Below are 22147 nucleotides of genomic sequence, written 5' to 3'. Positions count from 1 at the left end.
GAACCTGATCGAACCTTCGCGGTCCTGGCGGTTCGACACCGGGGGAGGGCGGGAGTTCCGCCGGCAGCGTGCCGGCGTTACAGGTTCGGTGCCAGCCAGCGCTCCAGCTCGGCCTTCGGCACGCCACGGCGCGCCACCATGTCGTCCAGCTGGTCGTCGTTGATCTTGCCGACCGTGAAGTACTTCGACTGGGGATGGGCGAAGTAGAAGCCGGACACGGCCGCGCCCGGGAACATCGCATACGACTCCGTCAGCTCCATGCCGATCTCCTCCGGATTCATCACCCGGAACATGTCCGCCTTCACCGTGTGCTCCGGGCAGGCCGGATAGCCGGGAGCAGGGCGGATGCCGACGTACTCTTCCTTGATCATCGCCTCGTTCGACAGCTGCTCGCCCGCCGCATAGCCCCACAGGTCGGTGCGCACGCGCTGGTGCAGGTACTCGGCAAACGCTTCGGCAAGACGGTCGGCCAGCGCCTTCAGCATGATCGACGAATAATCGTCATGGGCGTCCTCGAAGCGCTTCTCGTACTTTTCGATGCCGAGGCCAGCGGTCACGGCAAACATGCCGATGTAGTCCTTCACGCCCGAGTCTTTCGGCGCGATGAAGTCGGCCAGGCACTGGTTGGGGCGCTGCACGCCGTCGATCACGGGTTTCACGCCCTGCTGGCGCAGGCCGTAATAGGTGAACGCCACCGTGCCGCGCGTGTCGTCCGTGTAGATCTCGATGTCGTCGTCATTGACGCTGTTGGCCGGCAGCAGGGCGATGACGCCGTTGGCCGTCAGCCAGCGGCCCTCGATGATGCGCTTGAGCAGCGCCTGGCCTTCCGCGTAGACCTTGGTGGCTGCTTCGCCGACGACTTCGTCCGTCAGGATGGCGGGGAACGGGCCGGCCAGGTCCCAGGTCTGGAAGAACGGGCCCCAGTCGATGTACTGGGCCAGCGCCGCCAGGTCGACATTGCGGAATAGCCGGCGACCGATGAACTTCGGCTTCACGGGTGCGAAGTCGAGCTTGGCCTTGTTGGCGCGCGCGGCTGCCAGCGTGATCGTCGGCAGCGCTTTCTTGTTCGCATGCTGTTCGCGGATGCGCGCGTAGTCCGTATCGAGTTCGGCCACGTACTTGTCCCGTGACTCGGGCGTCAGCAGCGACTGCGCCACCGACACGGAGCGCGACGCGTCCGGCACGTACACCACCGGGCCTTCGTAGTTGTGGGCGATCTTCACCGCCGTGTGGGCGCGGCTGGTCGTTGCGCCGCCGATCAGCAGCGGGATCTTCAGCATGCGGAAGTGCTCGTCGCGCTGCATCTCCTTCGCGACATAGGCCATCTCCTCGAGCGACGGCGTGATCAGGCCGGACAGGCCGATGATGTCGGCATTCTCCACCTTGGCGCGCGCCAGGATCTCGGAGGCGGGCACCATCACGCCCATGTTGACCACCTCGAAGTTATTGCATTGCAGGACCACGGAGACGATGTTCTTGCCGATGTCGTGCACGTCGCCTTTCACGGTGGCAATGACGATCTTGCCCTTCGGTTTCGCGACGATGCCGGTGCGTTCTTCCTCGAGCTTCTTTTCTTCCTCGATGTACGGAATCAGGTGGGCCACGGCCTGCTTCATCACGCGCGCCGATTTCACCACCTGCGGCAGGAACATTTTTCCTTGTCCGAACAGGTCGCCGACGATGTTCATGCCGTCCATCAGCGGGCCTTCGATCACGTGGATCGGGCGGCCATTGGCGGCCAGCACCTGCTGGCGCATCTCCTCGGTGTCCTCGGTGATGAACTGGGTGATGCCGTGCACCAGCGCATGCGCCAGGCGCTTCTCGACGGGCGCGTTGCGCCATTCCAGGTTGGCCGCTTCCTGCTTGCCGGCGCCCGCCTTCAGCGTGCCGGCGATGTCGATCATGCGTTCGGTGGCATCCTCGCGGCGGTTCAGGACCACGTCTTCCACGCGTTCGCGCAGTTCCGCCGGCAGGTCGTCGTAGACGCCCACCATGCCCGCGTTGACGATCCCCATCGTCATGCCGGCCTTGATCGCGTGGTACAGGAACACGGTGTGGATCGCCTCGCGCGCCGGGTCGTTGCCGCGGAACGAGAACGACACGTTCGACACGCCACCGCTGATCTTCGCGTGCGGCAGGTTGTCCTTGATCCAGCGCGTGGAGTTGATGAAGTCCACCGCGTAGTTGTTGTGCTCCTCGATGCCGGTGGCGACCGCGAAGATGTTCGGGTCGAAGATGATGTCTTCGGGCGGGAACCCGACCTGCTCGACGAGGATCCTGTAGGCCCGCGCGCAGATCTCGATCTTGCGCTCGAACGTGTCGGCCTGGCCCACTTCGTCGAAGGCCATCACGATCACGGCGGCGCCATAACGGCGGCACAGTTTCGCCTGGCGGATGAATTCCTCCTCGCCTTCCTTCATCGAGATGGAATTGACGATCGACTTGCCCTGCACGCACTTCAGGCCCGCTTCGATGACGGACCATTTCGAGGAGTCGATCATGATCGGCACGCGCGAGATGTCCGGCTCGGAAGCGATCAGGTTCAGGAAGCGCGTCATCGCGGCCAGCGAGTCCAGCATCGCTTCGTCCATGTTGATGTCGATGACCTGCGCGCCGTTCTCCACCTGCTGGCGCGCCACCGACAACGCCTCGTCGAACTGCTCGTTCAGGATCATGCGTGCAAAGGCCTTCGAGCCCGTGACGTTGGTGCGCTCGCCCACGTTGACGAACAGCGAATCGTCGTCGATCGTGAACGGCTCCAGGCCGGACAGGCGCTGCGCCACCGGCACGTGCGGCACGGCGCGCGGCTTGACATCCTTGAGCAGGTCGACGATGGCGGCGATGTGGTCCGGCGTGGTGCCGCAGCAGCCGCCCGCCACGTTGATGAAGCCCGCGTCGGCGAACTCGCGCAGCAGCGCGGACGTATCGGCCGGCAGTTCGTCGAAGCCCGTGTCGCTCATCGGATTGGGCAGGCCGGCGTTCGGGTAGATGCACACAAAAGTATCGGCGATGCGCGACAGCTCTTCCGCATAGGGACGCATGAGCGCTGCGCCCAGTGCGCAGTTCAGGCCCACGGTCAGCGGCTTCGCATGACGCACCGAGTTCCAGAATGCCGGCACGGTCTGGCCGGACAGGATGCGGCCGGAGGCGTCCGTGACCGTCCCGGAGATCATCAGCGGCAGGCGTTCCTGGCCGGGGTTCTCGTCGAAATACTGGTCGATGGCGAACAGCGCGGCCTTGCAGTTGAGCGTGTCGAAGATGGTTTCCACCAGCAGCACGTCGACGCCGCCTTCGACCAGCGCCGACACCTGTTCGTGGTACGAGGCGACCAGCTGGTCGAAGGTGACGTTGCGTGCGGCGGGATCGTTGACGTCCGGCGAGATCGAGGCGGTCTTCGGCGTCGGGCCCAGCGCGCCGGCCACGAAGCGGGGCTTCTGGGGCGAGTTGTACTTGTCGACGGCGGCGCGCGCCAGTTTCGCGGCCTGCAGGTTCATCTCGTACACCAGATGGGCCATGTGATAGTCGTCCTGCGCGATGCCGGTGGCGCCGAACGTGTTCGTTTCCAGCAGGTCGGCACCGGCCGCCAGGTAGCGCTCGTGGATTTCCTGGATCACATGCGGCTGCGTCAGGTTCAGCAGCTCGTTGTTGCCCTTCACGAACAGCTCGCGGGCGCCGCTGCCGGCCGGCGCCGCGAAGTCCGCGAAGCGCTCGCCCCGGTAGGCTGCCTCGTCCAGCTTGTACTGCTGGATGATCGTGCCCATCGCGCCGTCGAGGAACATGGTGCGGCGCGACAGGATGTCGCGCAGCTTGGCTTCGGTCTGGGGGGCGGGGCGGGTCACGGGCGTGTTCATTGGCTATCCATCGGAGACTTGCAGGGGGCTTGAGATTATAAGGTAAGAGCGGAGGGCAGGTCTGGCAACGGCCCCGCCAGCCAGCGGGCGGCCCGATTTGTGCCATTTGCGCACAAATCATGTGGCGCCCGCCCCCTACCCGGGCGGCGGACGGCGTTCTAGCATGGCTCCATCGTCAACGAGGAGCCAGCATGTCCCCCACCATCCGCAGTATCGCCGGTGCCGTCCGCACCGGTGCGATCGAGCCGCGCCGTACGGCGCTGGTGCTGGTCGATTTCCAGAACGAATACTTCAATGGCCGCCTGCCGCTGCCCGGCGCCGCTGCCGCGTTGACGCGGGCGCAGGCGCTCGTCGAACATGCCGACCGGCACGGCATTGCCGTGTTCCATGTGCGCCACGTGAATGCCTCGGGCGCATCCCTGTTCGCCCGGGGCAGCCTGGCGTCGCAGATACACCAGGCCCTGACGCCGGCGGCAGGGCACCATGTGCTGGAAAAATCCATGGTCGCCACGTTTGCCGGCACGCCGCTCGACGGCATGCTGCGCGAGCGGGGCATCGGTACCCTGCTGGTGGCGGGATTGATGACGCATATGTGCGTCTCCACGCTGGTGCGCGAGGCGCGCGCGTTCGGGCCGGGCCGCGACTACGGCGTGCTGGTGGCGGGCGATGCCTGCGCCACGCGCGACATCGACAGCTGGGACGGCGATGGCGTGGTGCCGTCCGCCATGCTGCACCGCGCGGCGCTGACGGCGCTGGCGGACAACTTTGCCGAGGTCCTCACGACCGCGGCCCTTCTCGATTTGCCTATCCAGGGAGAATGACATGCCGATCCTGAACATCACCATCGCGGGCACCCCGCAGAGCGTGCCCGCGCCACGCGTGGCCGACTTGCTGCTGCGCCATACCGGCGGAATCCTGCACAAGGCGCCGGCACTGACGGCCATCGCGATCGCCTACCGTGATCCTGCCCACTGGTTCGTGGGGGAAGAGACCCTGGCCACGCTGGGCAAGGCCAGCTTTTTCCTGGATATCAAGATCTCGGACGAGACCAACACGGCAGCGGAGAAGGCGGCCTACATCGAGGCCGTGTTCCGCGATATGGGGGAACTGCTGGGGGCACTGCACGAGGTGAGCTACATCCACATCGACGATGCCCGCCCGGCCGCGTGGGGCTGGGGCGGGCTGACGCAGCAATACCGCGCCGTGAAGAAACTGCTGATGTAGCGATCAGAGGCGGTGCGGCGTCAGCATCGACGGACGGCGCCGCAGCGCGGTACCGCCGACCAGCAGCAGGCCGGCGGCCAGCATGGTCCAGGTAGCTGGTTCGGGGACGGCGGAAACGACCTCGCCAGCCAGCACCGTTCCGCTGGAAATCGCGAACGCCGTTTGCGCTGTCCATAGATAAGCCTGCTCGGTATATTGGCCAAAAGCGTTATGGTATTCAAATTCGCCTACACCGGTTTGGTAATAATGGCCGCCACCGAACGCGCCCTCTGGATCGTAACCATATTGGCCGGCAACGAAATCCAGTTGGCCACCGATGTGATAACTGAATTGCTCGGTGCCACAATGATAATAATCGCTGCCCGTACCGCAACCAATGTATTCCATGCCGTTCACGTACAGCGAGCTGATTTCCGCCAGCTCCAGAATGCCGTCGCTATTGTCATCGCTGCCGGAGAATTTTCCGGAGATCTGGTAATCAGCGAGGATGGCACCAGAGTTACTATCCTGGAAACCAGTGTAACTAAATTGCCATGTACCGGCCGTGGCATTCGTCGCCACGCTCGCAGTTAATAGGCTGGCCAGCATTAATGGTTTAAACATGACGGTTCTCGATAATGGGAGGAGGATGTGCTTGATGTTATCTGCGTTATCTCAAGCTTCCTACCAGTAAACAACTTACGTGCACTAATACAACAGCTTAATTATCTTCGATGCAAGGTGTTTTCTTGAAACAATAAAGATATTAATATGATAATATTTTTTGTTCACCAAATATAAAACGGCATTTGACGGGTTTAAACTTCATAATGTTCAGCAGCGAAATCGATGAACGCGCGGACCTTCGGCGCAAGGTGCCGGCTCTGCGGATACAGGGCATACAACTCGCGGGGCCGCATCGGGAAGGCTGGCAGCACGGGAACCAGGTCGCCGCTGCGCAGGTCGGCCCGCACGATGAATTCGGCGCTTGAGGCGATGCCGAGCCCCGCTAGCGCGGCACTGCGCAGGGCGACACCCGTATTGGCCTGCAGGTTGCCGCCCACATGAACCGTCTGGTGGCCGCCGACCGGCAGCTCGAAGGTCCAGTCGAATGGCCGCTCGGCCAGCGTGTAGCACAGGCAGTTGTGGCGGACCAGGTCATCCGGACTGGCCGGGGTGCCATGGCGGCGCAGGTAATCGGGACTGGCGACGGGGAGGATCGGGCTGGTCGCGAGGCGGCGCGCCACCAGCGTGGAATCGGGCAGCTCGCGGGTCAGGCGCAGGGCCACGTCGAACCCCTCGCCGATCAGGTCGACGATGCGGTCGTTGCAGACGAGATCGACCTGCAGCTGCGGGTAGCGGGCGATGAAGCGGGGCAGCCAGCCGGCCAGCTCGAGCGTGCCGAACGCCATCGGCGCATTGATGCGCAGCGTGCCGCCGGGTTGGGCCTGGTGGTGGCCGACGGCGCGGTCGGCATCGTCCAGCGCATCGAGGATGTGGCGGCAGGCTTCGTAGTAGCCGCGGCCCGCATCGGTGAGCGCGAAGCGGCGCGTGGTGCGGTTCAGCAGCTGGGCGCCGAGATGGCTTTCCAGCTGGCGGATCTGGCGCGACACGATCGTGTGCGAAATGCCCAGCGCATCGGCCGCCGCCGTGAAGCTGCCCAGTTCCACTACCCGCCGCAGCGCGCGCAGCGCAGCCAGTTGATCCATGCCCGTCCCGCCCGAAGTCGCCAGGCGTTCAGATTACTGTAAGGAAAGGGGCAGGGCAATGGGCCAGCCGTGGCCCATTGCACTTCAGGCGAAGCGCAGGCCGTCCAGGGGGAATCCCTTGATGAACTCGGCGGCGGGCAGGCGCTTGCCGCCGGGTTTCTGCAGTGCCGTCAGTCGCAGCGTGCCGCGGCCGCAGGCGATCACGATGCCGTGCTGGGCATCCGCCGCGAGCACCTGGCCGGCGGGCACATCGCTGCTGCCGTCGAGCAGCTCGGCGCCCCACAGCTTGATGACGGTGCCGTCCACCGTGCCGTGCGCGCCGGGGAAGGGATTGAAGGCGCGGATCTTGCGGTCCAGTTCGCTGGCCGGCTGCGTGAAGTCCAGCGTGGCTTCTTCCTTGGCGATCTTGGCGGCATAGGTGACGCCCGTTTCCGGCTGCGGCACCGCATCCACCTGGCCCTGCGCCATGCGCTGCAGCACCTTGACGACCATCTCGCCACCCAGTGCGGCCAGGCGGTCGTGCACCAGCGCCGTCGTGTCGTGCGGGCCGATCGGCGTGCGCTCGATCAGCAGCATCGGGCCCGTGTCCAGGCCTTCTTCCATCTGCATGATCGTCACGCCCGTTTCATGGTCGCCCGCCTCGATGGCGCGGTGGATCGGCGCGGCGCCGCGCCAGCGCGGCAGCAGCGAACCGTGGATATTGATGCAGGGCTTGATGTCGAGCGTGCTGCGCGGCAGGATCAGGCCGTAGGCGGCCACCACCATCACGTCGTAGTCGGTGGCCAGCAGCAGCGCGTGCGCATCCTTTGCTTCCTGCGCCCGCTGCAAATCCTTCGCATCCATGCGCAGCGACAGGGGTTGCGCCACGGGGATGCCATGGGCCAGCGCGAAGGCCTTCACGGCCGAAGGCTGCAGCTGCAGGCCACGGCCGGCGGGGCGGTCCGGCTGCGTGAGCACCAGCGGGATCTCGAAGCCGGCCGCATGCAGCGCGCGCAGCGCCACGGCGGCGAATTCGGGCGTGCCGGCAAACACGACTTTCATGGGGCGTTGCGGCACGCTGCCCATCAGCGGCGGCCGCCGGCGCGCAGGTGCGAGCGTTCCATGCCGCGTTCTTCCTTCTGCAGCTTGGTCTTGATGCGGTTGCGCTTCAGTGGCGACAGGTATTCGACGAAGACCTTGCCCATCAGGTGATCCATCTCGTGCTGGATGCACACGGCCAGCAGGCCATCGGCATCGACTTCGAAGAACTCGCCTTTTTCGTTCTGCGCGCGCACCTTTACCTTGGCCGGGCGTTCCACGTCGTCGTAGATGCCGGGCACGGACAGGCAGCCTTCGTCGTACACCTGCTTGTCGTCGCTGGCCCACAGCACTTCCGGGTTGACGAAGACGGTGAGCTGGTCCTTCGTCTCGCTGATGTCGATGACGACCACGCGCTCATGCACGTCCACCTGCGTGGCGGCCAGGCCGATGCCGGGCGCGTCGTACATCGTTTCGGCCATGTCCGCAACGAGGCGCGCTAGGCGCTCGTCGAACACGGTGACGGGCTTGGCGACCTTGTGCAGGCGCGGATCGGGATAGCGGAGGATGTTCAGTGTCGACATGGATGGCTTGTTGATAATGGAGATGCGAATGGAGATGCTGATAAAGGCAATGACGGGGCGAATCCCCGGCAAAAATGCAACGCTTCGCGACCCGCCGGACAGTGCTTGCGGCGCGTTGGGCGTGTGGGGCTTGCTGTATCAGGGTAAGTTGGGCAGAATTTCTGTACGGCAAGCCAGGACTTCGGTCCAGGCACTTCAGCCCGGCAATCTGGCCGGCCAGCTGCCGGATGAACGGACATATTCAATGAAAAATTTTAGCACAGTCGGCGTGCGCCTGTTGGCGGCGGCACTGATTTCCGCAGCCGCTGTCGCGCCCGCGCAGGCCCAGGCTCTCCGCTGCGCATTCAAGCCGAACGCGCCCGACCAGCACACCGTCGTCAAGGGCGACACGCTGTGGGATATTTCCGGCGCCTTTCTCGAGAAACCGTGGTGCTGGCCGCAGGTGTGGGACCTGAACCGGGAAGAGATCGCCAATCCGCACTGGATCTATCCGGGCCAGGTGATCCTGTTCGACCGCGCCGCCGGCCGGCTGCGGCTGGCAAAACGGCTCGGCGTCACGGATGACGGCGGGGCGGGCACCGTGCGCCTGTCGCCGCAGACGCGCACCGAAGGCCTGGGCCGGGATGCCATTCCGTCGATCCCGGCCGGCGTCATCGAACCGTTCCTGAGCCAGCCGCTGATCATCGAAGGCGACGAACTGAAGGATGCGCCGCGCATCGTGGCGACCGCGGAGAACCGCGTGATCATCGGCAAGGGCGACAAGGCCTATGTGCGCGGCAACCTGAAAGGCGGCACGTCGTTCCAGGCCTTCCGGCCGGGCAAGCCCCTGGTCGATCCCGTCACGAAGAAGACCGTGGGCATCGAGGCGTTCTATCTCGGCACGCTGAAGCTGCAGAAGGAAGCGGCCGGCGGCTCGGACGTGCACACGTTCATCGTCGCCAGCGCCAAGGAAGAGATGGGTGCCGGCGACCAGCTGATGCTGATGCCGCCGATGCCGATGCAGAACTACGTGCCCCATCCGCCGGCAACCCAGGTCGATGCGCGCGTGCTGGCGATCTACAACGGCGTCACGCACGCGGGGCAGAACCAGGTGGTGTCCGTCAATCGGGGAAAGCTTGATGGGCTCGACGTTGGCACCGTGCTCCAGCTGTACCATGTCGGGCAGACGGTGACGGACCAGGGCGCCAGCAAGGGCTGGCACAACCTGGGCAATCCGCAGGTCAAGCTGCCGGACGAAGAAGTGGGCAGCCTGTTTATCTTCCGCGTGTTCAACCATATTGCGTATGGCCTGATCATGCAGGTAACGGAACCGGTGGTGGTGGGCGACGTTGCCAGAACTCCGGAGTAAACCGCGCCGTGCAAGCCACGGAATCCCTTCCCATTGCCGGCATCGACACGCTGCTGCCCTGGCTGCGCGTGCTGGCGCTGCCCGGCCTGCCGCGCTACACGAAGGCGCGGCTGGTGCGGCGCTACGGCACGCCGCAGGCGTTGATCGAGGCTGCCTGCAAGATCGACGATGCGGATGACCATGCTGCGCACGAACACGTCGAACAGGTAGCGGGGACGGACGAAGAAGTCATGTCGCCGCAGCTTGTGAAGGCACTGCGTGCACCGGTCGCGCCGCGCCTGCGCAAGCTGGCCGAAGAAACACTTGCCTGGGCCGCCCTGCACGGCAACCATCTCGTTACGCTGAACGATGCGGCCTATCCGCCGCCGCTGCGCGAGATTGCCGATCCGCCATTGCTGTTGCATGCGCAGGGCGACGTCGCGCTGCTGCAGCGCACCGCGTTCGGTGTGGTCGGCAGCCGCACATGCACTGCGCAGGGCAGCGCCAATGCACAGCGCTTCGCGCAGGCATTGTCGGCCGCGGGCCTGGCGATCGTGTCCGGCCTGGCGCTGGGTATCGATGCGGCCGCGCACAAGGGCGGCCTGGCGGAGCGCGGTTCCACGATCGCGGTGATGGGTACCGGCATCGACATGATCTATCCGGCATCGAATGCAGCGCTGGCGGCACGCATCCGCAGCGAAGGCTGCCTGCTCAGCGAGCATGCGCTCGGCACGCCGCCACGCGCGCACCATTTCCCGGTTCGCAACCGCATCATCAGCGGGCTGTCGCGCGGCGTGCTGGTGGTCGAAGCGGCCGAACGTTCAGGCTCCCTGATCACTGCGCACCTTGCGGCGCACCAGGGCCGCGATGTGTTCGCCGTGCCGGGCTCGATCCATTCGTCGCTGTCGAAAGGCTGCCACAAGCTGCTGCGCGAAGGCGCGAAACTGGTGGAGACGGTGGACGACATCTTCAAGGAATACAGCCTGCCGCGGGCACTGAGCGAAGCGCAAGTGGAGAGCGAAATGCTGGAGGAAATCACCGATGCCGCAAGGGCCTTGCTCACCGTGCTGTCGTACGATCCGATGCCCGCTGACGAACTGGCAATGCGCCTGCAGCTCGATGCCGCTGCCACTCAGGCAAGTTTGCTTGCACTTGAGTTAGCAGGTGTTGTGGAACGGCTGCCGGGTGGTGTTTTTCAGCGACTCAAACGGTGATTGCTGCGGTGCGGGACTTGTGCCGCGCCGATTTATGCTGATAGAGTAGCGCCATGTTCGACATCCTTGTATACCTCTACGAGACCTATTACCGCCCCGATGCGTGCCCCGAACCGGCCGCGTTGGCGAAGAAGCTTTCCGCTGTCGGTTTCGATGACGTGGAGATCTCCGAGGCACTGGTCTGGCTCAACGACCTGACCGAACTGGCCGGCATCGAACAGGCACGTACGGCGGCATCGACGGGCACGCGTTTCTACGTGGCCGAAGAACAGGATGTGCTGGGTGCACCGGCGATCGGCTTCATCGCCTTCCTGGAAAGCGCGCGCGTGCTGTCGCCGCTGCAGCGCGAGATCGTCATCGAACGCGCGCTGGCGCTGGAAGAGTCGCCCGTCAACCTGGGCAAGCTGAAGATCATCGTGCTGATGCTGCTGTGGAGCCAGGGCAAGGAGCCCGATGCGCTGATGTTCGACGACCTGTTCGGCTCCGACGAAGACCAGACCCCGCGCCTGCTGCACTGAATCTCTCCCTCCAAAGGTAGAATCCTCCGGCCGCCCCTGCGGCCGGTTTGCATTGGGCGGCACTGCGGTGTGCCCGCGCCACGGGCGGGGCGATGCTTGCGGTTTGCGCGGCAACGCGCTTATGATTGCCCCCCAACCAGACACGAAATCCGGCACGAGGCGCATTGCCCATGTATCATGCGCCTGCCGTCCCCCGGGGAGAGTGACGCCGCCGCGCACCGCGCGAGGCCGCTCCCGACGTGACCGAGCAAAGCAACCGAGCAAAGCAACCGAGAACAACAAACATGAGCAAAACCCTCATCATCGCCGAGAAGCCTTCTGTCGCGAACGACATCGCGAAGTCGCTTGGCGGCTTTACCAAGCACGATGAGTATTTCGAGTCCGATGACTACGTGCTGTCCTCCGCCGTGGGTCACCTGCTGGAAATCGCCGTGCCCGAAGAGCATGACGTCAAGCGTGGCAAATGGAGCTTCACGCACCTGCCGATGATCCCGCCGTACTTCGCGCTCAATCCGATCGCGAAGACGGAGAGCCGCCTGAAGGTGCTCAACAAGCTCATCAAGCGCAAGGACGTGACGGCGCTGATCAACGCATGCGATGCGGGCCGCGAAGGAGAACTGATCTTCCGCCTGATCGCGCAGAACGCCAAGGCCAAGCAGCCCGTCAAGCGCCTGTGGCTGCAGTCGATGACGCCGAACGCGATCCGCGACGGCTTCGCGCACCTGCGCAGCGACGACGAGATGCTGCCACTGGCCGACGCGGCGCGCTGCCGTTCCGAGGCGGACTGGCTGATCGGCATCAACGGCACCCGTGCGATGACGGCCTTCAACTCGAAGGAGGGCGGCTTCTACCTGACGACCGTGGGCCGCGTGCAGACGCCGACCCTGTCGATCGTGGTCGAGCGCGAAGACAAGATCAAGAAGTTCGTGCCGCGCGACTACTGGGAAGTGCGCGCCGAATTCGTGTGCGCCGCCGGCGTGTACGAAGGCCGCTGGCTGGACACGAAGTTCAAGAAGGACGAGACGGATCCGGAGAAGCGCGCCGAGCGCCTGTGGAGCAAGGCTGCCGCCGATTCGATCGCACTGGCCTGCAAGGGCAAGCCCGGCATCGTCACGGAAGAATCGAAGCCGACGACCTCGATGGCGCCCGCGCTGTTCGACCTCACGAGCCTGCAGCGCGAGGCGAATGGCCGCTTCGGCTTCTCGGCGAAGAACACGCTGGGCCTGGCGCAGGCGCTGTATGAAAAGCACAAGGTGCTGACGTATCCGCGGACCGATTCGCGCTTCCTGCCGGAAGACTACATCCCCACCGTGCAGTCGACGCTGGAAGTGGTGAAGCAGAACCCGAACTACCACCAGTTCGCCAAGCAGATCCTGGACAAGGGCTGGGTCAAGCCGAACAAGCGCATCTTCGACAACACCAAGATCTCGGACCACTTCGCGATCATCCCGACCGGCATCGCGCCGAAGGGCCTCTCCGAGCCGGAACAGAAGCTGTACGACCTGGTCACGCGCCGCTTCATGGCCGTGTTCTTCCCGGCTGCCGAATTCCAGGTCACCACGCGCTTCACGGAAGTCTCCGGCCATCAGTTCAAGACCGAAGGCAAGGTCATGACGAACGCCGGCTGGCTGGCGATCTACGGCAAGGATGCCGCGGCCGACGGCGACAAGGACGGCGGCAACCTGGTGCCGGTGGCGAAGGGCGAGAAGGTCCACACCGACAAGGTCAATGCCAATGGCCTGGTGACGAAGCCGCCGGCGCGCTACACGGAGGCGACCCTGCTGTCCGCGATGGAAGGCGCCGGCAAGCTGGTCGATTCCGACGAGCTGCGCGATGCGATGGCCGGCAAGGGCCTCGGCACGCCGGCCACGCGCGCCGCCATCATCGAGGGCCTGCTGGGCGAGAAGTACCTGATCCGCGAAGGCCGCGAACTGATCCCGACGGCGAAGGCATCGCAGCTGATGACGCTGCTGCGCGGCCTGGGCGTGAACGAACTGACGGCGCCGGAGCTGACGGGCGAGTGGGAACACAAGCTGTCGCAGATGGAGAAGGGCCGCATCTCGCGCGAGGAGTTCATGCGCGAAATCCAGCAGATGACGCAGATTATCGTCAAGCGCGCCAAGGAATACAGCAACGACACGATCCCCGGCGACTACGCCACGTTGACCACGCCATGCCCGAACTGCGCGGCCGTGGTGAAGGAAAACTACCGGCGCTTCGCCTGCACGAAGTGCGACTTCTCGATGTCGAAGACGCCGGGCAGCCGCCAGTTCGAGATCGCCGAAGTGGAAGAGCTGCTGCAGAACCGCACCATCGGTCCGCTGCAGGGCTTCCGCTCGAAGATGGGCCGCCCGTTCGCGGCGATCCTGCGCATCGTGCGCGATGAAGAGATCAAGAACTTCAAGCTGGAATTCGACTTCGGCCAGAACGACGAGGAAGGCGAGGACGGCGAAGGCGTGGACTTCACCGGCCAGACCGCGCTGGGCCCTTGCCCGAAGTGCAATGGCGGCGTGTACGAAATGGGCCTGGCCTATGTGTGCGAACACAGCGTGGCAAAGCCGAAGACGTGCGACTTCCGCAGCGGCCGCATCATCCTGCAGCAGGAGATCCTGCCGGAGCAGATGGTCAAGCTGCTGAACGAGGGCAAGACCGACCTGCTGCCGGGCTTTGTATCGCAGCGCACGCGCCGGCCGTTCAAGGCCTTCCTGGCACGCGGCAAGGACGGCAAGATTAGCTTCGAATTCGAGCCCCGCAAGGAAAAGCCGGGCGCGAAACCGAAGGCTGGCGCGGCAGGCGACGCACCGGCGGAAGCTGGCGCGGATGCAGCGCCGGTGAAGGCTGCGGCCAAGAAGGCGGCGTCCAAAACCGCCACCAAGACCGCCGTGAAAGCCGCCGCGAAGAAGGCGCCGGCCAAGAAGGCGGCCGCGAAGAAGACGGCCGTCAAGAAAGTGGTGGCGGCGGAATAAGCATCCGCACCGCAGCACCAACGGGACCCGCGCGGGTCCCGTTTTTTTTTGCGGTGCCGGTGCCACCCTGCATCGGCCGGCATGGCGCCTCTACACGCACAATATGTCCAGCCCATGTCATGCATTCGAGATATGGCTTCGATGCGACAGCGGCAGTTCTAGACATTGCTGCATGGAAAAGGTACTGCTAGACTCGCGATCATCCAGCAATCCTTCCGCACTCCGCGGCACCCCCATGAACAACCTGAAAATCGGTACCCGTCTTTCCGTCGGCTTCGGCCTCGTGCTGGTCCTCATGACCCTGATGACCGCGTTCGGCATCCTGCGCATGCAATCGGTGGCCGAAGCCACGCACGACCTGATGGCCGTGCCGCTGGCGAAGGAACGCATGATGGCGGACTGGTACCGCCTGATCCACACCAGCGTGCGCCGCACGTCGGCCATCGCGAAAAGCAGCGACCCGTCCCTGGCCGCTTTCTTTGCCGAGGACCTGAAGAATTCCACCGCCGAGATCGGTGAGCTGAGCAAGAAGGTGGAAGGCCTGCTCGATACGCCCGCCGAAAAGGAAGCCTATACACGCGTGACGGAAACCCGCAAGCGCTACGTGAAGTCGCGCGATGCCATCACGGCGCTGAAGAAGGAAGGCAAGCTGGAAGAGGCGGACGCCCTCCTGATGAAGGACTTCACGCCGGATGCGAAAGCCTACCAGGACGCGCTGAACGCCCTGCTGCAGATGCAGCGCGCCGAGATCGACGCCCAGGCCGTCCGCATCGACACGCTGTTCCAGGGGAACCGCAGCTTCCTCGTCGCCTGCGGCGTGGTGGTGCTGGTGATCGGCGCGTTCTGCGCCTGGTGGCTCACGCGCGGCATCGTGGTGCCGCTGAACCGCGCGGTGGACATCGCTTCCAGCGTGGCCAACAACGACCTGCGCAATGACATCGAAGTGACCAGTACCGATGAAACGGGCCGCCTGCTGGCCGCGCTGCGCCAGATGAACGCGGGCCTGGTGCAGATCGTGTCGCAGGTGCGCAGCGGGACCGTGCACATGTCCAGCGCTTCGGGCGAAATCGCTTCCGGCAATATGGACCTGTCGGCGCGCACCGAGCAGCAGGCCGGCGCGCTGGAAGAGACGGCATCGTCGATGGAGGAACTGACGTCCACCGTGAAGCAGAATGCCGACAATGCGCGCCAGGCCAACCAGCTGGCCGTGAGCGCGTCCGAAGTGGCGGTGCGCGGCGGCGCGGTAGTGGGCAAGGTGGTCGACACGATGGAGTCGATCAATGCGTCCGCGCGCAAGATCGTGGACATCATTTCCGTCATCGACGGCATCGCGTTCCAGACCAATATCCTGGCGCTGAACGCGGCGGTGGAGGCGGCCCGCGCGGGCGAGCAGGGCCGCGGCTTTGCCGTCGTCGCAGGCGAGGTGCGCAACCTGGCGCAGCGCTCGGCCGCGGCAGCGAAGGAAATCAAGGAGCTGATCGGCGACTCCGTCACCAAGGTCGATGCGGGCAGCAAGCTGGTGGCTGAAGCGGGCATGACGATGACGGAAGTGGTGGACAGCATCCACCGCGTGACCGACATCATGGGCGAGATCACCACCGCCAGCGTGGAGCAGAGCGCCGGCATCGAGCAGGTCAACCGCGCGATCGCCGACATGGACGGCGTGACGCAGCAGAACGCCGCGCTGGTGGAAGAGGCAGCTGCCGCGGCCGCATCGATGCGCGAACAGGCCGAGGCGCTGGCGCAGGTCGTGGCCGTGTTCCAGATCGACGACGCCGCGCCAGTACGCGCCGGTTCGACCTCGTTGCGGCTGGCCGCCTGAGCGCGCACCCCGACCAAAAAGTTTCCTGAAAACGGGGACTGTCCCCCTTTTCTGGAAATATTTCCTAAAAATGGGGACTGTCCCCTGTTGTAAAAAATGGGGACTGTCCCCTGTTGTAAAAATGGGGACTGTCCCCTGTTGTAAAAATTGGACTGTCCTCTTTAAAGCAATAAAGCGCCCGCGGGCGCTTTATTGTTTGGTGCCGCGGGTGTTCGATCAGTCCTTCAGGTCGGCCGGCACCTTGCCGCCGTTGGCGGCCAGCTTGTTCATCACCTGGCGGTGCAGCCAGATGTTCATCGTGGCGGAATCATTGGTGTCGCCGGTGTAATGTAGTTCCTGCGCCAGCTCCTTGCGCGACTGCAGGCTGCTGTCCAGGTCCAGCAGTTTCAGCAGGTCGACGATCGACGAGCGCCAGTTCAGCTGCTGGCCCGCGCCTTGCGCCTTGCTGTTCAGGATCTGCTCGACGTCCACTTCGGACAGTGGCGCCGCGGCGGCTGGTGCTGGTGCTGGTGCGGCGGCCGGTGCTGCAGGCGCAGCCGGTGCGGCCGTTGGTGCTGCCGGCGCGGCCGGTTTCGCGGCGACGGCCGGGTGCGAAGAAGGGAAGATCTTGTGGAAGATATTGCTGAGGATGCCCATGGATGTTCTCCTTTGATTGAACCGTGAAAGATGCGACCCGCGGTGCCCGATGCGCCGCGGGTGCTATGGAACGCTGTGATCAGCGGTGCGACTGCGCCATCTTGCCCAGCACGATCGCGAGTGCCGCGCCGCCCAGTGCCTGGATCAGCTGCGGGTGCTGCGCATAGAAGTCGCCGATGCGGTCGACGATGCCGGGGTTGTGCTGTTCGGCCGTCGTGGCGATTTCCTGCACCTGCGCCGGCGTGATTTTTTCGGCCTGCTCGGCCGTCACCTGCGGCTGGCCGTTCTGGCCGAACAGGCCGCCGATGCTGCCGGCCAGCGCCGTCAGCATCGCCGGGCTCACGTTGGCGAGCAGCTGGTTCAGCATGCCGGCCCGCTGCTGCGGGTCGCTGCGGCCGAACAGCTGGCTGACCATGTCCGCGAACGGCGGGGTCTGGTCGGAGCGGAACGCTTCCGTCACGCCGCTGGCGACGGAAGATTGCGGGGCCTGCTGCGCGGCGTGCGTGAAGTCCTGTTCCGCGCGGGCGGGGTCGGCCGCGCCGCCCAGGTATTGCTGTAACAGATTACCGAGATCGAATGCCATTGCCGGCTCCTGTGTTGAAAACAGCGATCAGGATAGCGGCGGCACAGGGCGGGCTCTGTTCGCGGACGCACGCACGGGTGGACGCCGCAGTGGCCGCGAAATGCGGCTATTTCGCGGGCAGCTCCACGGCCGTCATGTTGTCGTCCGGCTTGCGGTCGATCAGCTTGTTGTCCGGATCGATGCCGGCGCGCGCCGGGCGGCCCGTGACCACCAGCGTGAAGCTCGTCTCGCCGGGGCCGATGCGCCGGCGCTCGCGCAGCAGCGGCTTGCCGTCGCGGTCGTCGATGCCGATGTCGACCAGGTCGGCCAGCGTCGTTTCCCGCTCCGCGCCCAGGCCGTCCGCGCGCAGCTTGGCCGCCTGCACGGTCAGCTGCACGTCATAGCGGCCGTCCGCGCGGCGCTGCGCCGTGGCCGACAGCGCGCGGTTGTCGTACAGGACGATGGCGTTGAACAGGTCGTCGACGAGGTAGGCGCGATCCGGCGGCAGCGTGGCGCGCAGGCCGTCCACCAGCGCCGTCACGCTCGGATACGGCCCGCCGCTGTAGGCGTGCTGCTTGAGCAGGCCGCGCAGCACGGCGTTCACACGGTCCTCGCCCACCAGGTCCTGCAGCTGGTACATCGCCAGGCTGCCCTTGCGGTAGTGGATGTAGGGCTGGTTCTCGTTGTCCGCCAGCGGCAGCTCCTGGTGATTCTCCAGCGCGCGGCCATGCAGGTACATGTCCAGGTCGTAGCGCAGGAAGCGCCGCATGCGCGCCGCGCCGAAGGTCTTCTTCATCACCATCAGCGCCGAGTATTCGGCCAGCGTTTCCGAGAGCACCGTGCCGCCGCGCGTGTTGCCGGCCGCGAGCTGATGGCCCCACCACTGGTGCGCCACTTCGTGCGCCGTCACGTAGTACGGGTAGTCGATGTCCTTCGGATTGCGCTCGTCCACCTTGGCGATGAAGCCGATGCCTTCCGAGAACGGGATCGTGTTCGGATACGACTGGGCATACGTCTCGTAGCGGGGGAATTCGACGATGCGCACGACCTTGTGCTGGTAGGGCCCGAAGTTGCGGCTGTAGTAGTCCAGCGCATCCTTCACGCCCTTCGTCATGCGGTCCAGGTTGAACTCATGACCCGGGTGGTACCAGATCTCGATGCCCACGTCCTGCCACCAGTCGTGCCGCACCACGTAGCGGGCCGACTGCACCGAATAGAAGTTCAGGATCGGCGCATCCATCCGGTAGTGGAAGTAGCGCCGGCCGTTGGCCGTCCATTCCCGCGCCAGCATGCCGGGCGCGATGGCCGTCTGGTCGGCGCTGGTGCCCACGATCGCATCGAACGTGATCCAGTCGGCGTCGCTGCCCATCATGTTGTTGGCCAGGCCCTGCGGATCGTCGCGTGGCAGCGCGCGCTCGCGCGCCGGCAGCCCGTGCTGCTTGCGGTCGCGCGGATCGACCAGTTCGCGGTCGCGCTGGTAGCCGATGCGCGGCAGGATCGCGTTGTTGAAGAAGGTGCCGTTGGCCAGCACCGGCGTATCCTTGCCCAGGCCGAAGAAGCCCTTCGGCGACCAGGCGATCTCGAACTCCATCGGCAACTGGCCGCCGGCCGGCAGCGGCGTGGCCAGCGCATAGCGGTAGTAGCCGAGCGCGCGGTCGGCCAGCGTGGCGCGGTTGCCGTTCAGGCCGAACACGGGCGCGCCCATGTCGGCCTGCGGATCGCGGCTCACGTAGATCGCGGTAACGGGCTGGCCGCTGCGGTTCTCCAGCAGGTAGCGGCCTTTCACCACCAGGCGGCGTTCGTTCGGCATGATCTCCACGTCCAGGTGCACGGAGGTGATGCGCGGCTGGGGCAGGGCGGCGGTGGCCTTGTAGCGGCGTTCGTAGTCGGCACGGTCGGCATCGCGGCGGAACGGCGTCTGGTAGTCGTTGGCGATGTGCAGGTTGTAGTAGAGGATGCCGCCGGCGCCCAGCATCACGGCCAGGCCGGCACCGAAGCCGGCCAGCACCGGCACGCTCAGGGCGCGGCGCGCCAGCTGCAGGCGCGTATGCCATTCGTCGTTGGCGCCGCGCGGCCAGAACACGCGCGTGAGCATCGCCAGCAGCAGCGCCGCGCCGCCCCAGTACAGGTGGTACCAGTGCTCGCGCACCAGCCCCTGGCCGAAGCCGTTCATGTCCGAGTAGCGCACTTCCGGCGTCCATGCGTACAGCACCAGCGGGTGGTCGAGGCCCAGCGTGGACATTGCCACGGTGGCGGTGTAGTACGCGATCATCGCGCAGAAGGCCAGGTACTTGTAGCCGATCAGCACCTGCGCGGCGATCGCCAGTACGGCCAGCAGCGCGTAGTAGGGCAGCTGCACCGTGTACAGGTCGAGCAGGTAGACCTCCGGCTGCAGGTGCAGGTAGCCCTTGGCCAGCTGCACGGACATCCCGGCCAGCATCACCACCAGCAGCAGCAGGGCCTGCAACGCGACGAGGGCGACCAGCTTCGACACCATCGGCAGCCAGGTGGGCACGGGCAGCGCATCGAGCATCAGCGCCATGCGGTGTTCGCGTTCGCGCCAGACCAGTTCGCCCGCGTAGTAGGTGGTCACCACGATCATCACCAGCGAGAACGGCTGCGACATGGTCTCCAGCACCATGTAGGTGACGGGCCAGGTGCCGGTGCCGAACATGTCGCCGGCGGCCATCATGCTGGCATACATCAGCAGCACGCCGGCCAGCACCAGCACGAAGAAGTACACGTTCTTGATCGTCTCGCGCAGGTTCAGCCAGCTGAACTGGCACAGCAGCAGCGCCAGGCTGCGCGCGCGGAAGTCCGGCGGTTCATTGGTATTTGCGGCGGCAGCGCTGATGCGCAGGGGGACTTCGCCTTCGCCCCGCGCGGCGGCGCTGCCGCTGTCGACGGTGCTGACGAAGTGGAAGCGCCAGTAGCCCAGCAGCAGCGCGACCAGGGCAAACGACAGCCACAACACCCGGTTCAGCAGGTAGATGCCTTCCGGGAGCACCAGGCGCGTATTGCGCTCGGCGATCGGCCAGTATTCGGTGAGGCGCACCAGCGCGGCCGTGCCGAACGGATCGATCAGCGCGGCCAGCGTCTTGTAGTCCAGGTCGCGCGCCAGGTTGGGCGCCACGATGTACCCGATGAGCATCACCACGCTGCCCACATACACGGGCAGCATGCGCCTCGTGAGCGCCGCCATCACGAAGAAGACCGCGCCGAAGATGAACAGGTTGGGCAGCAGCGACACGGCGAACGGCAGCAGCCAGGCTGCCGGGATGAACGGTCCCACGCGGTCCGCCTCCACGCCGGGCAGCCAGGTGCCGAGCAGCGTGCCGAGGGGGATGCTGGCGAAGATCACGGCCAGCACCAGCCAGGCGCCGAGGAAGCGGCCGAACATGTACTGGTGCTTGCCGATCGGCGCGGAGAAGAAGAAGTGGTGCATGTCGTACTCGAAGTCCTGCTGAACCGCGCGGCCCATCACGGCGGCCACCACGATCACGCCGAGACATCCCAGCACGCTGGCCGTCAGCATGATCGAGCGGGGTGCGTTGATCAGCACCTTGCCGCCGTACGTGACGGTGAATTCCTTGAAGGCGCCGCCGGTGGCGCCCGTCCACACCAGCGCCAGCGTGAGGAACAGCGCGAAGTAGGCCCAGGTGGACAGCAGGCGCAGGCGCTGTCTCGCTTCGAAGAGCGCGATGGCGAACATGGCGTTCAGTCGCAGGCGTGCGCCACGTGGCGGCCGGCGATGGTGGCGAAGTACACGTCTTCCAGGTCGCCGATGGCTTCCTCGAAGCCGTCGCCGGGATCCTCGTCGCTGTAGGCGTGGATCAGCGTACGGCCGGAGAGCAGCCGCGTGGAGATGATCGTGTGGCGCTGCTGGAAGTAGGCCAGTTCGCGCTTGTCGATGAAGCGCGCCCAGATCTTGCAGCTCACGTCGTCCACCAGCTGCTGGGTGGGGCCGGCCAGCAGCACACGGCCCTTGTTGATGATGGCCATGTTGGAGCACAGGTCCGCCACGTCGCTCACGATGTGGGTGGACAGGATCACGGTGCGTTCGGCGCCGATGTCGGAGAGGAGGTTGTGGAAGCGTACGCGCTCCTGCGGATCGAGGCCGGCGGTCGGTTCGTCCACGATGATCAGCTTCGGATCGGCCAGCAGCGCCTGGGCGATGCCGAACCGCTGGCGCATGCCGCCGCTGAAGGTGCCGAGGCGCTGGTGGCGCACGTCGAACAGGTTGGTCTGCTGCAGCAGGCCGTCGACCACTTCGCGGCGGCGCGCCCGGTGCGACAGGCCTTTCAGCACGGCGAAGTGGTCCAGCATTTCGTAGGCGGTGACCTTCGGGTAGACGCCGAAGTCCTGCGGCAGGTAGCCCAGCAGGCGGCGCACGGCGTCCTTCTCGTCCAGCACGTCCAGGTCGCCGAAGAACACCGCGCCGCTGTCGCACTCCTGCAGCGTGGCGAGGATGCGCATGAGCGTCGACTTGCCGGCGCCGTTCGGGCCGAGCAGGCCGAACATGCCGGCCGGGATCGTCAGCGCGACGTCATCCAGCGCCACGACGCCGTTGGCGTAGGTCTTCGACAGGTGCTCGATGCGCAGTTCCATGGGAATCCTTGATGCGGTGCAGCATGGCCCGTTGCCATCCGCTCTTCTGACGGCATTGTATTGAAACGCCGACACATCGGTTGCCGTCTTGCGACAGCCCGCGTTTTCCGGGCCTCAGAGTGCACGCATC

The 22147-nt window shown here is 65.4% G+C and carries 16 protein-coding genes; 7 read left to right on the top strand and 9 right to left on the bottom strand.

Annotated elements, in window-relative coordinates; all coding sequences use genetic code 11:
• Positions 1 to 77: 77 nt before the first annotated feature.
• The gene (gene metH, locus IP91_RS18315) at positions 78 to 3851 is read right to left on the bottom strand and encodes a methionine synthase (protein ID WP_145650535.1); all 3774 of its coding nucleotides are present in this window, start codon (positions 3849 to 3851) and stop codon (positions 78 to 80) included.
• 191 nt (positions 3852 to 4042) lie between these two features.
• Here metH and IP91_RS18310 point away from each other — a divergent pair, with 191 nt between their 5' ends.
• Both IP91_RS18310 and IP91_RS18305 read left to right on the top strand, forming a co-directional pair.
• Positions 4043 to 4672, top strand: coding sequence for a cysteine hydrolase family protein (locus tag IP91_RS18310; protein WP_145650534.1), 630 nt, complete (start codon positions 4043 to 4045; stop codon positions 4670 to 4672).
• A 1-nt stretch (position 4673) separates the two neighbouring features.
• On the top strand, positions 4674 to 5075 hold the full coding sequence (locus IP91_RS18305) for a tautomerase family protein (protein WP_145650533.1): 402 nt from the start codon (positions 4674 to 4676) through the stop codon (positions 5073 to 5075).
• Positions 5076 to 5078: 3 nt separating this feature from the next.
• On the opposite strand, the gene IP91_RS18300 is transcribed toward IP91_RS18305, so the two are convergent.
• From IP91_RS18300 to def, 4 genes are all read right to left on the bottom strand, one after another.
• On the bottom strand, positions 5079 to 5678 hold the full coding sequence (locus IP91_RS18300) for a PEP-CTERM sorting domain-containing protein (RefSeq protein WP_145650532.1): 600 nt from the start codon (positions 5676 to 5678) through the stop codon (positions 5079 to 5081).
• Between the two features lie 194 nt (positions 5679 to 5872).
• Positions 5873 to 6763: a LysR family transcriptional regulator gene (locus IP91_RS18295; protein WP_145650531.1), complete on the bottom strand. Its 891-nt coding sequence runs from the start codon at positions 6761 to 6763 to the stop codon at positions 5873 to 5875.
• Positions 6764 to 6847: 84 nt separating this feature from the next.
• Positions 6848 to 7804, bottom strand: a complete 957-nt coding sequence (fmt, locus tag IP91_RS18290) for a methionyl-tRNA formyltransferase (RefSeq protein WP_145650530.1) — start codon at positions 7802 to 7804, stop codon at positions 6848 to 6850.
• Between the two features lie 23 nt (positions 7805 to 7827).
• The gene (def, locus tag IP91_RS18285; RefSeq protein WP_145650529.1) at positions 7828 to 8364 is read right to left on the bottom strand and encodes a peptide deformylase; all 537 of its coding nucleotides are present in this window, start codon (positions 8362 to 8364) and stop codon (positions 7828 to 7830) included.
• A gap of 244 nt (positions 8365 to 8608) precedes the next feature.
• Between def and IP91_RS18280 the strand changes: the two genes are divergently transcribed.
• The 5 genes from IP91_RS18280 to IP91_RS18260 all read left to right on the top strand — a co-directional run bounded on the left by IP91_RS18280 (position 8609) and on the right by IP91_RS18260 (position 16211).
• Positions 8609 to 9712, top strand: a complete 1104-nt coding sequence (locus tag IP91_RS18280) for a LysM peptidoglycan-binding domain-containing protein (protein WP_145650528.1) — start codon at positions 8609 to 8611, stop codon at positions 9710 to 9712.
• An 8-nt stretch (positions 9713 to 9720) separates the two neighbouring features.
• Complete coding sequence (gene dprA / locus IP91_RS18275; protein WP_145650527.1) at positions 9721 to 10905, top strand: DNA-processing protein DprA; 1185 nt, start codon at positions 9721 to 9723, stop codon at positions 10903 to 10905.
• A 53-nt stretch (positions 10906 to 10958) separates the two neighbouring features.
• Positions 10959 to 11423 carry a Smg family protein gene (locus IP91_RS18270; RefSeq protein ID WP_145650526.1) on the top strand — a complete coding sequence of 155 codons (465 nt, stop codon included), beginning with the start codon at positions 10959 to 10961 and terminating at the stop codon, positions 11421 to 11423.
• Between the two features lie 284 nt (positions 11424 to 11707).
• A complete protein-coding gene (locus tag IP91_RS18265) occupies positions 11708 to 14389 on the top strand; it encodes a DNA topoisomerase III (RefSeq protein WP_145650525.1) in 2682 nt (893 codons plus the stop codon).
• Positions 14390 to 14624: 235 nt separating this feature from the next.
• Positions 14625 to 16211 carry a methyl-accepting chemotaxis protein gene (locus IP91_RS18260; protein WP_145650524.1) on the top strand — a complete coding sequence of 529 codons (1587 nt, stop codon included), beginning with the start codon at positions 14625 to 14627 and terminating at the stop codon, positions 16209 to 16211.
• Positions 16212 to 16427: 216 nt separating this feature from the next.
• On the opposite strand, the gene IP91_RS18255 is transcribed toward IP91_RS18260, so the two are convergent.
• From IP91_RS18255 to IP91_RS18240, 4 genes are all read right to left on the bottom strand, one after another.
• Positions 16428 to 16847 carry a DUF3597 domain-containing protein gene (locus IP91_RS18255; RefSeq protein WP_145650523.1) on the bottom strand — a complete coding sequence of 140 codons (420 nt, stop codon included), beginning with the start codon at positions 16845 to 16847 and terminating at the stop codon, positions 16428 to 16430.
• Between the two features lie 79 nt (positions 16848 to 16926).
• Positions 16927 to 17430 carry a hypothetical protein gene (locus IP91_RS18250; protein ID WP_145650522.1) on the bottom strand — a complete coding sequence of 168 codons (504 nt, stop codon included), beginning with the start codon at positions 17428 to 17430 and terminating at the stop codon, positions 16927 to 16929.
• Between the two features lie 106 nt (positions 17431 to 17536).
• A complete protein-coding gene (locus IP91_RS18245; protein WP_145650521.1) occupies positions 17537 to 21121 on the bottom strand; it encodes an ABC transporter permease/M1 family aminopeptidase in 3585 nt (1194 codons plus the stop codon).
• 5 nt (positions 21122 to 21126) lie between these two features.
• Positions 21127 to 22017 (bottom strand): ABC transporter ATP-binding protein, encoded by an 891-nt coding sequence (locus IP91_RS18240; RefSeq protein ID WP_145650520.1) that lies wholly within the window; start codon positions 22015 to 22017, stop codon positions 21127 to 21129.
• Positions 22018 to 22147: the final 130 nt, after the last annotated feature.

The sequence above is a fragment of the Pseudoduganella lurida genome (assembly GCF_007830455.1).
Classification (GTDB): domain Bacteria; phylum Pseudomonadota; class Gammaproteobacteria; order Burkholderiales; family Burkholderiaceae_D; genus Rugamonas; species Rugamonas lurida.
This window is presented reverse-complemented; position numbering and strand designations above follow the sequence as displayed.